Source organism: Frankia sp. R43, assembly GCF_001306465.1.
GTDB classification, from domain to species: Bacteria; Actinomycetota; Actinomycetes; order Frankiales; family Frankiaceae; genus Parafrankia; species Parafrankia irregularis.
Genome location: NZ_LFCW01000005.1, coordinates 828929 through 842370, shown reverse-complemented (window position 1 = coordinate 842370; position 13442 = coordinate 828929). Strand labels below are relative to the sequence as shown.

11 protein-coding genes are annotated in these 13442 nt (G+C 71.1%); 4 read left to right on the top strand and 7 right to left on the bottom strand.

The genetic code is table 11. The annotated features are described in order from the left end of the window. Positions 1-41: 41 nt before the first annotated feature. The 7 genes from ACG83_RS24490 to ACG83_RS24460 form a co-directional block, all read right to left on the bottom strand. Positions 42-1256 (bottom strand): MSMEG_0565 family glycosyltransferase, encoded by a 1215-nt coding sequence (locus tag ACG83_RS24490; protein ID WP_054568640.1) that lies wholly within the window; start codon positions 1254-1256, stop codon positions 42-44. Further along, entirely contained in the window at positions 1246-2919 is a 1674-nt protein-coding gene (locus tag ACG83_RS24485; protein ID WP_235498143.1) for an NAD(P)/FAD-dependent oxidoreductase, read from the bottom strand. The genes ACG83_RS24490 and ACG83_RS24485 overlap by 11 nt, the downstream gene beginning before the upstream one ends. Further along, positions 2919-3866, bottom strand: coding sequence for a carbon-nitrogen hydrolase family protein (locus ACG83_RS24480; protein ID WP_063793183.1), 948 nt, complete (start codon positions 3864-3866; stop codon positions 2919-2921). The genes ACG83_RS24485 and ACG83_RS24480 overlap by 1 nt, the downstream gene beginning before the upstream one ends. Further along, on the bottom strand, positions 3863-5329 hold the full coding sequence (locus tag ACG83_RS24475) for an MSMEG_0567/sll0787 family protein (RefSeq protein ID WP_054568511.1): 1467 nt from the start codon (positions 5327-5329) through the stop codon (positions 3863-3865). Before ACG83_RS24475 ends, ACG83_RS24480 begins: the two co-directional genes overlap by 4 nt. A 2-nt stretch (positions 5330-5331) precedes the next feature. After that, positions 5332-6450 (bottom strand): MSMEG_0568 family radical SAM protein, encoded by a 1119-nt coding sequence (locus ACG83_RS24470; RefSeq protein ID WP_076826259.1) that lies wholly within the window; start codon positions 6448-6450, stop codon positions 5332-5334. 148 nt (positions 6451-6598) lie between these two features. Next, on the bottom strand, positions 6599-7108 hold the full coding sequence (locus tag ACG83_RS24465; protein ID WP_054568510.1) for an MSMEG_0572/Sll0783 family nitrogen starvation response protein: 510 nt from the start codon (positions 7106-7108) through the stop codon (positions 6599-6601). 76 nt (positions 7109-7184) lie between these two features. Further along, positions 7185-8108, bottom strand: coding sequence for an amidohydrolase family protein (locus ACG83_RS24460; RefSeq protein WP_200931368.1), 924 nt, complete (start codon positions 8106-8108; stop codon positions 7185-7187). Between the two features lie 145 nt (positions 8109-8253). On the opposite strand from ACG83_RS24460, the gene ACG83_RS24455 reads away from it, so the two are divergent. The 4 genes from ACG83_RS24455 (at position 8254) to ACG83_RS24440 (ending at position 13440) form a co-directional block, all read left to right on the top strand. Beyond that, a complete protein-coding gene (locus ACG83_RS24455) occupies positions 8254-8988 on the top strand; it encodes a metallophosphoesterase (RefSeq protein WP_054568508.1) in 735 nt (244 codons plus the stop codon). Positions 8989-10088: 1100 nt separating this feature from the next. Then, positions 10089-11225, top strand: coding sequence for a DegT/DnrJ/EryC1/StrS aminotransferase family protein (locus ACG83_RS24450; protein ID WP_054568507.1), 1137 nt, complete (start codon positions 10089-10091; stop codon positions 11223-11225). Beyond that, the gene (locus ACG83_RS24445; protein WP_054568506.1) at positions 11222-12271 is read left to right on the top strand and encodes an NAD(P)-dependent oxidoreductase; all 1050 of its coding nucleotides are present in this window, start codon (positions 11222-11224) and stop codon (positions 12269-12271) included. Before ACG83_RS24450 ends, ACG83_RS24445 begins: the two co-directional genes overlap by 4 nt. An 11-nt stretch (positions 12272-12282) precedes the next feature. Next, on the top strand, positions 12283-13440 hold the full coding sequence (locus ACG83_RS24440) for a glycosyl hydrolase (RefSeq protein ID WP_054568636.1): 1158 nt from the start codon (positions 12283-12285) through the stop codon (positions 13438-13440). The last annotated feature ends 2 nt before the right edge of the window (positions 13441-13442 follow it).

Below are 13442 nucleotides of genomic sequence, written 5' to 3'. Positions count from 1 at the left end.
CGCATGGTTGCCGCCACGCTGCGTTGGCGCAGCCGTACCGTTCATCGTTGCAGGGCACGGTAGAAGGCCACATGCCGGGACGCGGCGAGATCCCAGCTGAAGCGGCTGGCCACCGCCCGGCCGGCGGCGGTCCGGGCGGGATCCGGCAACGTGCCCGGCCACGGCTCGGTCGCGTCGAGAACCTGGTCCAACGCGGCCGCGAAGCCCGTCGGGGACGACGCGAAGGACACGGCGCTCCCGGCCGCGCCGAGCACCTCGCGCAGCACCGGCAGGTCGCGGGTCACGACGGGCACCCCGGCGGCGAGCGCCTCCAACGCGGCGAGCCCGAAGCCCTCCTTCGCGGACGGGAACGCGAACACGCTCGCCGCGGCGACCAGGGCGGGCAGCTCCTCGTCCGGCACCGGCCCGAGCAGGACGGGCTCGATGCCGAGCTCGGCGGCGCGGGCCAGCACATGATCACGGTAGCCACGGTAGTCGAACAGCGTCTCCCCACCGGCGAGGACCAGCGACACCGGCGTCGAGCGGCCGCGCAGCAGCGCGAACGCCTCGATCAGGTCGGACGTCCCCTTGCGCGGTTCGATCCCGCCGACGGTGAGGACGTACCGGCCGAGCCGGGACTGCCAGCGTTCCCGGGCCGCCCGGGCGGGGCCCTGCGGGGCCGCCGCGGCGGTGAACCGAGCCGCGTCCACGCCGTTCGGGATGACGGTGGCGTTGATGCCCCAGCCGGCGGCCAGCTCCGCGGCGACGGCGGTCGAGACGCACACATGCGCCCGCGGGCGGCGCAGCGCGCGTTCATGGCAGGTGACCAGCTCGGGAGTGGTGAACGTGTCGAGATGGTGCACCGTGCGGACGCAGTCGACCACCGCGTTCGCGGAGATGCAGTCCTGGGCATGTACGACGTCGTAGGCGGCGCCGGAACCGGTGCCGGTGCCGCGGTGCGCGTCGAACGCCTCGCCGAGCACGGCGATCGAGCGCAGGATGCGCTGCCCGACCGACTCGTCGCCCGGGGCATCCGGGAACGGCACCGCACGCACACGCACGGCGGGGTCGACCGGCCGGAAGAATCCCGTGTCGCCACCGCGGGCCAGCGTCCACAGGTCGACCTGGTGCCCGGCCCGCGCCAGCGCCTCGGCGAGCGCGAGGGTTGCCACCACCCCGCCACGTGGCCGGGTCGAGTAGGTCAGCAGTGCCACCGAGAGCGGCCCGATCCCGCTCGGCCCGGTCCCGCTCGTGGTGGCGCCGTGCTCAGTTCCCACGGGCACGGGCGCCGGCGCCCTCCTGGGCGAGGGCCTCGGTCGCGATTCCCATCAGCTCCCCGTGGCTGGGGCCGGGTACGGGATCCGGGCGCCAGCCCGTCGCCAGGACGTCGCGCACCCGGGCGACGAACGTGCTGTCGGTCAGCACGGCGGACGGCGGCAGCAGCGCGTTCTGCAGGCGGGTGAAGCGGTCCCACACCCAGGGGTCGCGGCGGGCGGCCAGGTACGCCTCACCGTTGGTGACGCCGGCCCCGGCCGCGGCCAGGGCGTTCGCCCCCCACTCGGGTCTCGGCGGCCACGGGGTGTATCCAGTCGGCAGCGCACCATTGGTGGGTGACGGGTGGTCGCCGCTGCGCACGCCCGGATTGTCCGGCCGCCACCGCAGCAGGCGGGCGGCGTCCTGGTGGACGGAGTCCTCGAACCAGGGGGCGAACTCCGTGCGCAGCGACTGGTCGAGGGCGAGCGCCCGGTCGGCCGGGTCGCGGATCGCCCGGACCGTCTCGGCCAGCCGCACGGCACCCAGCAGCGCGAGCGTCACCCCCCGCGTGTGCGCGGGGTTCGTGATGATCGCCGCGTCGCCGACCGTGAGCAGGCCGAGCACCCCTGGACGCCCGTCCGCCACCAGCGGCCGTAGCCGGTTGCTCAGGTGCGACATCGCGGTGACGGGTGAGACCGGCACGACCTGCTCGGCGTCAAGCCACGGCGCGAACATCTCGATGGCCCGGGCCGCCGCGTCGAAGGCCGCGCCGTGCCGAAGCACCCGGATGTCGCCGTCCTCCGGCAGGACGCCGAAGGTCATCGAGAAGACGTCCCGGTCGGCGGGGAACATCAGGCAGGAGTAGCGGTCGAAGGACGCGCCGGCGGTGTGCCCGCGGTTGAGCGCCACGGCGGGCTCGGGGCCGCGCCGCCGGTAGAAGCGCGAGTAGTAGGCGATGCCGCAGTCGACCTCGGCCGGCGGCGGCAGCTCCGCTCCCGCGTCGACGAGCCAGCGGCGGACCGGCGACAGCCGCCCCGCGGCATCGACGACCAGGTCGGCGGTGCGGCTGCTGCCGTTGGCAAGGCGCACACCGCGAACCACCAGCGGCGCACCCGCCCCCGACGCCGCCTCCGCTCCTGGCACCGCCTCCGCTCCCGACGCGGAACCCGCTCCCGACGCGGAACCCGCTCCCGACGCGGAACCCGCTCCCGACGCGGACCCCGACCCGCGCGCTTCGGTCAGCAGCCCGGCGACCCGAGCACCGGACCGGATGGTGACACCGGGCTCCCGGCCGACCACATCCCGCATCACCCAGTCCAGGGTGGCGCGGCGGCACCCGAGCACGACGAGCTCGTCGTCCTCCGGCGGGACGTCGGTCAGCGTCGGCGGGGCATGCTCGCTCAGCCGCGTCTCCCGGACACCCACGGCCCGCAGGCCGTCGAGGATCTCCGGGGCGTGCTCGCGGAGCAGGGACCGGCCCCGGGCCAGGAAGGCGTGCGAGTGCCAGGTCTGCGTCGCGCCCGGGCGGTGCCAGTCCGCCACGTCCGCGAGGTCGGAAGGCCGGTCGTCGGGGTCGCGATCGAGGACGTCGACGCGCCAGCCGCCGCGGGCCAGCAGCAGGGCTACGGCGAGCCCGGAGGCCCCGGCGCCGATCACGATGGCGCTCGGCATCAGTGCGTCCGGCATCAGCGGGCCACCGCGCCGGAGCGCCGGGGGTCATACGGGTCACCGGCCAGCAGGCACGGCGGCTGGTAGGTCGCGGCACGCCGGTCGGCCAGCAGGTTCATCCCGCCCCGTGCCCGCCGTAGCGCCTCGGTGACGTCGACGGTCGTGACGGCCTGGCCTTCGGCCGTACCGGTGGTGGCCAGCACCGAGCCGTCCGGGTGGACGACCTTCGCGTTGCCCACGAACCGCAGCGACCCGAAAGCGCCGGTCTGGTTCGACGCCACCCAGACAACCTGGTTCTCCAACGCGCGAACCTGGTCGTAGAGATTGAACCGGTGCAGGGAGCGGTCGTCACCGACCTCCTGGGCCGGCTGGGTGCTGGAGATCGGCCACGCTGACAGGCAGGCGATGATCGCCGCGTCGGCGAGGGCGAGGCTTCGCCCGGCTTCCGGGAACGCCTTGTCGTAGCAGATCATCATTCCCATCCGGCCGAGCGGGCTGTCGAAGGCGGTGAAGGAGCGGCCGGCTTCGAACACGAGGCCCTCGCCGAGTGGCTGGTGCACCTTGCGGTGGCGGCCCAGCACGCCGTCACCGTGGACACACACCGCACTGTTGTACCGGTAAGGACCGTCACGCTCCGTGTAGCCGGCGCAGACCACCATATCTTGGGCGAGCGTGACGAGCCTGGCGATTTCCGGTCCGTCCGGATCGAGTGCGGGCGGCCCGCCGTCCGGCGCCAGATCGGCGCCGCTGGGCGGCAACGTGTGCAGGTAACCGCCGAGCGCGGCCTCGGGCAGGACGAGGAGATCCACGCCGCGCTGCCGGGCCGCGTCGATGTGCGCACCGATTCTCGCGAAGCATTCGTCCAGGTCACGGCCGAACGGCGCGGCGACCGCGGCGATGGTCACCGGGCCGCGGGCAGGCCGCGCCCGCCCGCTGCCCACCACCGGGCGCCACGTCGTGCTCACGCGTGGCCCAGGCCCGTCACATGGCCTGACAGCGCCGGGGTGAGGACTCCGTCCGGCCAGCGCAGCGTCACCCCGGAGCCGTTGAGCAGGCGGCCGCAACGCCCCGAGGTCGCCGGGCGGGGCGCCGGCACCGGGCGGTCGTCGACGTCCGCCGTAAGCATGGCGTAACCGGGGAAGCAGGTGAGCCAGTCACCGACAGTCGCCTGCGCCGGCCGGGGAACCGCGGCGACGTCCAGCTCGGCGGCGCAGCCGCTCGCCTCGGCGAGCATGCCGAGCGTGCCGACGATGCCGACCATGCTGACATCCTTGGCGGCGCACGGCCGGTGCCGGCGGGGCAGGTCCAGCATCGCGCGCAGCTCGGCGGTGCGCCGTGCGGACGTCGAGTCCCACTGCCGGCCGGAGTACCCGGCCCGCCATTCCCCGCCAAGGTCAGCGGTGAGGGTGACCGCGTGCCCGGGCAGGCCCCCGCCGGCGGGGATCGGCTGGTCGGAGCGGCCCAGCGCCGTGACGGACAACGCCGAGGCCACTCCGAGCTGGGTGTGCCCGCCCAGAATGGGGACGCCGTACCGCTCCGCGGCGGCCCGCAGCCCGCCGATCACCCGGGCCACCCGGGACACGGTCGGCCCGGCGACCGCGTCGAGCAGGCCGACCGGCCGCGCGCCCATCGCCGCCAGATCGTTCAGGTTGACCAGCACCCCGCACCAGCCAGCCCAGTACGGGTCACGCTCGACCATGGACGGGATGATCGCGTCGCAGGCGGCGACGACGTCGGTGCCGGGCACCGGCGCGCCGTCGTCGCCGACGAAGCCGGGGCCGCCCGGACGCAGGCCGGCCAGCAGGTTCGCCAACGGCGCCTTGATCGAGGCGGCGACCGCGGCCAGCCGGTTGATCGGCCAGCGCATCAGCACATGGGGGCGGCCTGCGACCGTCGTCGTCCCGGCGATCATCCAGCCGAGCCGGCCGAAGAAGCGGACCCGCTCGGGCTGCACCGCGGCGTCGAAACGCAGCACCCCCTCGTTCTCGGCCCGTGCGCAGGCCGCCCGCACCAGTGCGGCACCGACCCCCGCGTACCGGGCGCGCGCCGCGGTCGCGACGACGAGCCGGCCGCCCTGCCAGGCGCCGATGTCCTCACCGCGCCAGATGGGTGCGAGCCGTACACCGCCGATGACGACCCCGTCATCCGGGCCGCCGACCACCCGGGCCACCAGGACGATGCTGCGCGGATCGGTGTCGACCTCGTCGAGGTCGCCGGCGACGCCGGCGGGGAAGAGTCCCTGCTCGTCGACGAAGACCTCGCGCCGCAGCCGCGCATAGGCGGTGAAGGTCGCCAGGTCGTCGGCCTGTTCGACGCGGTAGGGCGGCTGCGCGTCCAGCGTGCGCCGGTCGCCCCAGACGGCCAGCGTGTCCACCGTCTCCGCCCGGTTCCGGGATGGAGCGCGATCTCCCGGCAACAGACCGTACATGATCATCCCCCGGCCTGGGGCAGCGCCGAGCACGCCCCGCAGGCCGCGCAGCCGGCGCCCTGATCGGCACCACGCATCCCGGCCGCCGCCAGCGCTGCCGCGACGCGGGCCGTCACGTCCGAGACGAGCTCGGGGTCGGGCGCCTGGGCGCCGTCGCGCGCCGCGAGCGTTCCAGCCAGCGGACGGAACGGGACGACGAAGGGGTACACGCCCAGCGAGATGAGCCGGCGTGCGCCCTCGACCAGCTCCTGGGGGTCCTCCCCGAGCCCGACCAGCAGATAGGTCGACACCCGGTTCCAGCCGAAGACCCGAACCGCCTCCGCCCAGGCCCGCTCGTACTCCGCGAGGCTGACGGTCGCCTTGCCGGGCGTCCAGCGGCGCCGGACCTCGTCGTCCAGCGACTCGATGTGGATGCCGATCGTGCTCGCCCCGGCGGCGCGCAGCTCACCGAGGATGGCCAGGTCCTCCGGTGGCTCGCACTGCACCTGGACGGGCAGGCCGGGAACGGCGGCCACCACCGCGCGCACACAGTCGGCGATCAGCTTGGCGCCACGGTCGGGGCCGGCGGTGCTGCCCGTGGTCATGACCATCTGACGGACACCGTCGAGCGTGACCGCGGCCCGCGCCACCTCGGCGAGCTGCTCCGGGGTCTTGAGCCTCGTCGTCGCGTCGGCGCGCAGTGACTCCTCGATGGCGCAGAAGCGGCAGCGGTCGGGCTCGCGGTACCGGACGCAGGTCTGCAGCACGGTGGTGGCCAGGACGTCCGCGCTGTGCAGGCGGGCGAGCCGCGAATACGGCACCCCGTCCGCGGTCGTCAGGTCGTAGAAACGCGGCCGGCGTACCGGTGTGGCCTCGACGCCGAGATCCGTCCCGGCGAACAGGAGCCGGCCGGCGTCGATGGAGTAGGGGCTGGTCGGGACGATGGGCAGGGCCAGGCCTCGGCCCGCGACGACGACGTGGCCGTCGTCGCTCGGCCCGGCACCGCTGCGGCGCTGGACCGGAGCGCTGACACGCACTCCGTGGACGGCGACAGCGCTGCGCACGGCGAGGTCGAAACCCCCGGGAGGCCGGGTGTCCGCCGCCTCGTCCGGCCGGCGATCGGTCGCCAGGCCATGGTTCATCTGTGTCTCCCGTCGGGGGTCCGCGCCCGGCCCGTCGGCGCGCGTGGGCATCCAACGGCGGGCCTGGGCGGGAGATCGGGGTGGAGCGGTGAGATCGCGCCCGCGCCAGGCGCATGGTCCGGCGCGGGCGGCGCGGCCTGATGCGGCGTCAGAGCATGTACGTCGAGTTCACGATCGCGCCCTTGCGCGTGTAATAGATCACGCAGTCCTGGATGTCGAGGGGGTGGGCGGGGATGACCCCCTCGATCAGGTCCTCCTCGCGCAGGCCGTGCAGTGACAGGCCGAACCGGCAGACGTAGACCTTCCCGCCCTCCTTGATGAAGGTCTCGATCTGAGCGTTGATGTTGTGCTCGCCGGCGAACGCCGAGTCGCCGGTGTGCGGGAAGCCCCGGGTGGCCATGCAGTTCATGGCGCCGGGACCATAGAAATAGATGACTGTTTCGAAGCCTTTGCGCAGGGCCCGGGTCGCCTGCAGGATGGCCACGTAGGTCACCGAGGACTCGTGCGCGATGCCGTGGATGAGCGTGAGGTAGGACTCGCCGTTCTCGGCCTGGAAATCGGGGAACAGCTTCGTCGAGCCGTACAGGTTGCTCCCCGGGGGGAGCGACGGGTGTGGCACCTCGGTGAGGCTCTGGCGCTCCAGCTCCGTCAGCTCCATTAGTGCTCCTGTCCTGATCTGGTCCTGGTCTGGCCTGGAGTGATCGACTACTGCATCTTCGCCTGGATGGGCTACTTCAAGTAGTCGTCGGGTGTGGTCGTCCTGTCCGCTTTCGGAAGTAGAGGTCCTGGAAGTTCTCCGCCAGGACCCTGCGCGCGAGCTCCGGGTCGTCGATCGCGGCGGTGAGCCGCGCGAGCTCACCGGGGTGGTCGCTCCACGGCTCGTCACTGGCGAAGAGCAGCCGGTCGTGGCCGAAGCCGCGGCGGGCGACCTCCGCCGCGTACCAGCGGGGCGCGAAGCCGACCGCCCAGCTCGCGTCGGTGTAGACCCGCCGACCGGCCGCGACCCAGTCGAAGAACCGCCCACCGATCAGCTTGATGTGCCCGCTCACGCCTCCGCCCAGGTGCACCAGATGCACGGCGACCCGATCGGCGTACTCGTCGACCAGCCGACCCATCCGGTCGACGTCGGCCGGGCCGCCGGGCGAGGTGTGGACATGAACGACGAGGTCGTGGGCGGCCGCGACCGCGAAGATCCGATCGAGCCGCCCCTGGCACGCCGGGTCGTCCGCGTCGCCGCCGAGCAGGAAGCTGAGCTTGAGCGCGGCGACGCCGGGCTCGCCGGCGAGCGCGAGCGCCCGCTCGGTGGCCGCCGTGTCCCGTACCAGCGGCGACACCCACAGACCGGCGAGGATCCGCTCGTCCGCCTGGGCCGCCTCCACGCACAGCTCGTTCAGCCCGAACGGGACCGACGGGTCGGGCACGCCGTAGTTCGGGATCACCAGCGCCGCGGACGTGCCCTCGGAGTCCAGGTCGGCGCGCAGCTCGGCGATGGTGGCGCGGGCACCGACCGTGGGCAGGACCGCTGGCCCGCCGTAATAGGGATGGGCCGGCAGCACACCGAGATGTCGATGCCCATCGTGTACGTCCGGTCGCGGCACGGTGGCAGTGAAGCACCCTGGTGTTTCCCGTGTGTGGCCAACGTGACAATCCGGTCGCATCACTGGCTCCTTTGGTCCTCGCGTTGCCGGAAACTGGTCTTCGGATGACCCCTCTGGGTAGTCGGGGCGCAGTTCCCGTCCGCTCGATGTGATCTTTCCGTTGATCGTCCCATCCGCCCCCTCATCGTTGGAGCAAGCTGGAAACATGCGGTACGCGGTGATGGCAGACCTGCATGGGAAGCGCAAGGCACTGCGCCGGGTCCTCGCGGCCGCCGACAAGGTCGGGGTCGACGAGGTGGTGTGCCTTGGGGACTACCTGGAGGCGAAGGTGCCCTGGCGCAGGCACGACCCGGCCCGGTTCTGGCCACTCGACGAGGTCGTCGATCCCGACCCCGAGCTGTGGTCCGACCTTGTCGCCGTGCGGCGCATCCTGGGGAACCAGGAGGAGCGGATCCGGGACCTGCTCACCCCCGAGCAGACGCCGGACCTGCTCGCGCCGCTGCTCTCCGGGCAGTCGATGACCCACATCGACTGCGCGCTGGGGATGCACGGGCACCAGATCGGCTGGAGTCACGACGAGGTCTCGGATTCCTACCTGCCCCGCGTCGAGGACGTGCCGGCGGTTCCGCTCATCCTGGTCGGGCACACGCACCGGCGAGCGGTGTTCGAGATCCGCTGGGGCGTCGAGCCGGGTGACGGCGGCACCCACGCGCCCGCGCCCGGGGCTCGGGGGGAGGACGAGCCCGAGCCGGATGAGCGGGTCGGGTCGGTCAGGTCCGTCCCGGTGGTCTCCGGTGTACCGGTACCGGTTCCCACGCGGGCGGTCGGCGGGCGTGGGCTGGTGACAACGGTCGTCAACGTGGGCCCGGCGATCGGCCGCCCCAGCAACTGGCTCTTCTTCGACGCGGATCGCGGCGAGATCGTTTTCGAGGAGGCCTGACCAAGGCCCAGGCCCCTGGGGGCCAGGCCGAAGGCTCCGGCTGGACGACTCGATGGCTCGACGGCTCGACGAGGCCCTGACACGGTGTCCAGTTGCACAGGATCACCCCTCCATGTCGTTGGTCCCACAGGGTGGGGACTTTGGTCCTGTCGCGTCTGACATCTGGGGGTCGTAAGGTGGATATACGTCCCGGCGAGACCCGCGCAAACCCTACGTTCCCCCCGTACGTCAGGAGTTGCTCGGCCCGCCGGGGCTTCTTCTTTTTCCGGCTCCGACGCGTGACCTGCGCCCGCCTTGGAACCGAAACAAGCCCACAACATCGCTGAAACGTGCCGATGAATGGCACATCCGGTGGGCTGGTGGTGCGAGAACCGCCGAGTGGCCATCTGGCGCGCGGGTCGATTCTCCTGGTCGAGTTCATCCGGTTCGCCCATGGTGAGCTGCCGCACTGATCCCAGCCTTCACGTGAGGGTGCTCTTTTCCTGACACGGATGACCGCTGTCGGCTGTGATAGCTGCGGACGGCGATAGCGGGCATGCCGATCGCTGCGGCCAGTACGACATGTGCACTGGTTCGGTCGCCCGTTCCGCTTGCAGGATCGAGTCGGTATCAGCTCGGTATCGCCGCTGCGGGGAGGTCGGAACGGTGACGATCGTCGTGTGTACGACACCGATCGGGCGAACCCATTCGGTGACCTACCATCATCATGATGATGACGATACGAATGCGGTCGACCCCGGTTGGGCAGCACTCGGCTGGCGTTGGCCTTCGTTCGTCGCATAGGCAATATGTGTCGTCGCTTTGGGTTGGAATTGCGTCGGGGGTGGAGCTCACCTGCGAGGCGTGGTCGAGGGTCACTCGGCCGGGCTATGAAAGTCGTGGCGGGTGCCGCTCACGGGGTCTGTAGCCTTCCAACAGCAAGGTGGGGGCAAATACACGCGATCCGGGCGGGTCGGACCTTTGGTTTTGATCAGTCGGATGGTCTGGTTTCGCGACGTTGCGAGCCGGCCTGGGGGCGAGCCGGTAGCGTGCAGAGCCGATCGCATTGCGTATGCGGTCGGTTACAGGCAGCTGGCCTTGTTGACCTAGGGGGTGAACTGGTGCAGGTCCCCGCGGCGCGCATCGTGTTCTCGCAGGAAGACCGTGCGGAGGTCGCGTCAGTCGCGGCCGAGGTACTCACGACCGGCGCAATGACTCTTGGCAGGCAGACCCAACAATTCGAGGCGGCCTTCGCCGCGGCACACGGTGCTCCGTACGCCGTTGCAGTGAACAGTGGAACGGCCGCGCTTGAGATCATCCTCAGAAGTGTCGACGTGGACGGATTCGACGTCGTCGTGCCGACGAACACCTTTGCGGCCACTGCTTTCGCCGTCCTGCGGGCGGGCGGAACCCCCATCTTCGCCGATGTGAGTGCGGACACGTTCGCGTTGAGCCCCCAGACCGTCCTGGCCGCGGTGACCCCGCGAACGAAGGCGGTGGTCGTCGTGCACATCGGTGGGCTGATTCCGCCGGACATTGACGAACTGCGAGCTGTTCTCGATGAGCGTGGGATCGTGCTCGTCGAGGATGCGGCGCACGCGCACGGATCAAGCCTCGCCGGCCGGTGCGCCGGTTCCTTCGGAGTCGCCGGATCGTTCTCCTTCTATCCGACCAAGCTGATTACAAGCGGTGAGGGTGGAATGGTCGTCACCGCGGACGAGCGCCTGCGTGACGAGGCTCTCGTCTATCGGGACCAGGGCAAGGCTGGATTTCTCGGCAACATCCATATCAGGCAGGGATACGCCTGGCGGATGAGTGAGGTACACGCGGCGACCGGTCGGGTGCATCTGCGTCACCTCGACCGGTTCCTGGACCACCGGCGTGGCGTCGCTGCCTGCTACGACCTGGCGATCGACGAGATGGGGGTGGACCGGCCACGTGCGGTCGAGGGCGGAGTGACTAACTACTACAAGTATCCGGTCCTTCTTCCGCCGGGTGCTGATCGTGCCCGGGTGAAGTTGGAGCTGCGAGATGGTCACGGAGTTTCGCTTGCAGGCGAGGTGTACGAGGTTCCGCTACATCGGCAACCGGTCTTCGAAAAGTTCGCGCGGTCCGGTCTGCCGGTGGCGGAGGACATCTGTGCCCGGCACGTGTGCCTCCCGTTGCATTCCGACATGACCGAGGCGGAGGTCGAGCACGTCATCGCGTCTTTCCGTGCGGTTGTGCGCGCTCTGGAACTGGACGGGGCGGCGCGATGAGGATCGCCGTCACCGGAGGCTCCGGCTTCATCGGCGGTCACGTCGTCGATCGTCTGCTCGACGCCGGCCACGAGGTCCTGTCCCTTGACCTGGCCACCTGCTCCCGGCCGGATCCGCGCGCGGTCTACCGCGAGATCGACGTGCTGGACCTCGAGGCGCTGACCGACGCGTTCGCCGGTGTCGAGGTCGTCTTTCACATCGCCGGCATGTCCAACGTCGACTTCGCCTTCGCGGACCCGGTGCGCACGGTCCGCCTCAATGTCGAGGGCACCGGCAAGGTCTGCGAGGCGGCCCGGCACGCCGGTGTCAGGCGCGTCATCTTCGCCAGCACTGTCTGGGTCTACGGAGCCGCGGCCGACCCCGCCGACCTGACCGACCTCTCGGACCCGTCAGGCGGCCGGATCCCGCCGCCCTCGCCGCATGCCGACGGCCCGGAACCCGACCCGCTCACCGAGGACGCCCAGATCGTGCTCGCCCGCGCCGGGCATGTCTACACCTCGACCAAGCTGGCGGCCGAACTGCTGCTGCAGAGCTATCTGCAGACCTACGGGCTCACGTTCACGATCCTGCGGTACGGCATCCCCTACGGCCCCGGTATGCGCGACGAGCTGGTGCTTGCCAGATTCGTCAACAACGCGATGGCCGGCCGCCCGCTGACCGTCGCGGGTGACGGCAGGCAGTTCCGGAAGTACGTCTACGTTCGTGATCTCGCGGATGCGCACGTGCTCGCGCTCGCGGATGCCGCGGAGAACACGACCATCGCGCTCGAGGGCAACGAGCGGGTGAGTGTGCTGGAGATGGCGCAGGCTGTCCAGGCGTACTTCCCGTCGGTGGCGATCGAGCGCATTCCCGCCCGGCCGGGGGACTTCCGTGGCCGGGAGATCTCCGCGCAACGTGCGGCGGACCTTCTCGGCTGGCGGCCGACAACGCCGTTCCGGGACGGGGTTCGGCAGTACATCGAGTGGTATCAGGCAAACCGGCAGCCACCTGCGGCGGCTGCGCCATCCGTCGGGGATCTCGGCGTCTCCGCGGCCTCATCGGAGTGAGCGTGACGAAGATGGACGAGATCAGTGGAACTGTGAGCGAGACCCTTGCGGAAAGCGGGGCCGAGTCGCGGAGAGGCAACGTGCTGTTGCTCTCCGGCTCACTTGGAATGGGCCACGACGTGATGGCGGAGGCCTGCACGACCTCGCTGGAACGCCGCGGGTTCACCACCCGCACGGCGGACAGCCTGCGGATGACGGATGGTCGTAACGGTGCGCTGGGGCAGAACGTCTTCCGTGGCCTGATCGCCATTCCCGGTGTCTACGACGCGCTACATTTCTCCCAGCTCCGCACCGGGGGCCGCGTCGCCCGCGCGATCGAGCAGACGTCCAGCAGGTTTCTGGTGCCGCGCCTGCGGGAGGACCTGCAGGCCCAGCCGGTGGACATGGTCATCTCGATTTTCGCCTCCGCGGCGGCGGCGGTCAGCCGGCTCAAGCCGGAGTTCCCGGGCCTGGTTACCGCCGTGTTCTCCTCCGACTGCTGTGTGCACCGGATCTGGGTTCAGGAGAACACCGACCTGTTCCTCGTGACATCCCAGACCGCTGCCCGCTACGTGCGCAGGTTCTCGCCGCAGGCACGGGTCGCCGTGGTGCCGACACCGGTGCGGACGCCCTTCTACGACCCGCCGACCCAGGAGGAGGCCCGGGGCAGTCTCGGTATTCCGCTGGAGAGCCGGTGCGTGCTGCTCATGTCCGGTTCCTGGGGCCTGGGCCCGCTGGTGGAGGCGGCCGAGGCGCTTGCCGCCGCCGGTGTGTGGGTCCTCGCGGTCGCCGGGCGTAACGAGAAGCTCGCCGGCCAGCTCGCCGCGCTCGCGGAACGAGACCACCGGGTGATCCCGTTTGGATTTACCAACCGGATTCCTGAGCTGATGGCTGCCAGTAATCTTGTGGTCACCTCTTCGGGAGACACTTGCAGTGAGGCCCGTGTGATCGGGCGCGATCTGCTGCTGATGGACGTCGTGCCCGGGCATGGGCGGGACAACCTCCAGAAGGAGCTCGACCGCGGTCACGCCGAGGTGACGAGTACGGATTCGCTGTCCCTGACCCGGTCGGCGTTGGCCTGCCTGGATCGGGTCAAGCCGCCCTCGGAGCGCGTTGTCGGCACCCCCCAGGCGTGGGAGCAGGCATTCGGTGCGGCTCTTGCACAGGTGGGCCTGGGCGCCAACTGGTGAGG

What these genes read in the sequence shown, in the direction of transcription:
- ACG83_RS24460 (WP_200931368.1), bottom strand. Translation starts at nt 8,108, where the DNA reads ATGCGACCGGATTGTCACGTTGGCCACACACGGGAAACACCAGGGTGC.
- ACG83_RS24465 (WP_054568510.1), bottom strand. Translation starts at nt 7,108, where the DNA reads ATGGAGCTGACGGAGCTGGAGCGCCAGAGCCTCACCGAGGTGCCACAC.
- ACG83_RS24455 (WP_054568508.1), top strand. Translation starts at nt 8,254, where the DNA reads ATGCGGTACGCGGTGATGGCAGACCTGCATGGGAAGCGCAAGGCACTG.
- ACG83_RS24475 (WP_054568511.1), bottom strand. Translation starts at nt 5,329, where the DNA reads ATGTACGGTCTGTTGCCGGGAGATCGCGCTCCATCCCGGAACCGGGCG.
- ACG83_RS24440 (WP_054568636.1), top strand. Translation starts at nt 12,283, where the DNA reads ATGGACGAGATCAGTGGAACTGTGAGCGAGACCCTTGCGGAAAGCGGG.
- ACG83_RS24485 (WP_235498143.1), bottom strand. Translation starts at nt 2,919, where the DNA reads ATGCCGGACGCACTGATGCCGAGCGCCATCGTGATCGGCGCCGGGGCC.
- ACG83_RS24470 (WP_076826259.1), bottom strand. Translation starts at nt 6,450, where the DNA reads ATGAACCATGGCCTGGCGACCGATCGCCGGCCGGACGAGGCGGCGGAC.
- ACG83_RS24445 (WP_054568506.1), top strand. Translation starts at nt 11,222, where the DNA reads ATGAGGATCGCCGTCACCGGAGGCTCCGGCTTCATCGGCGGTCACGTC.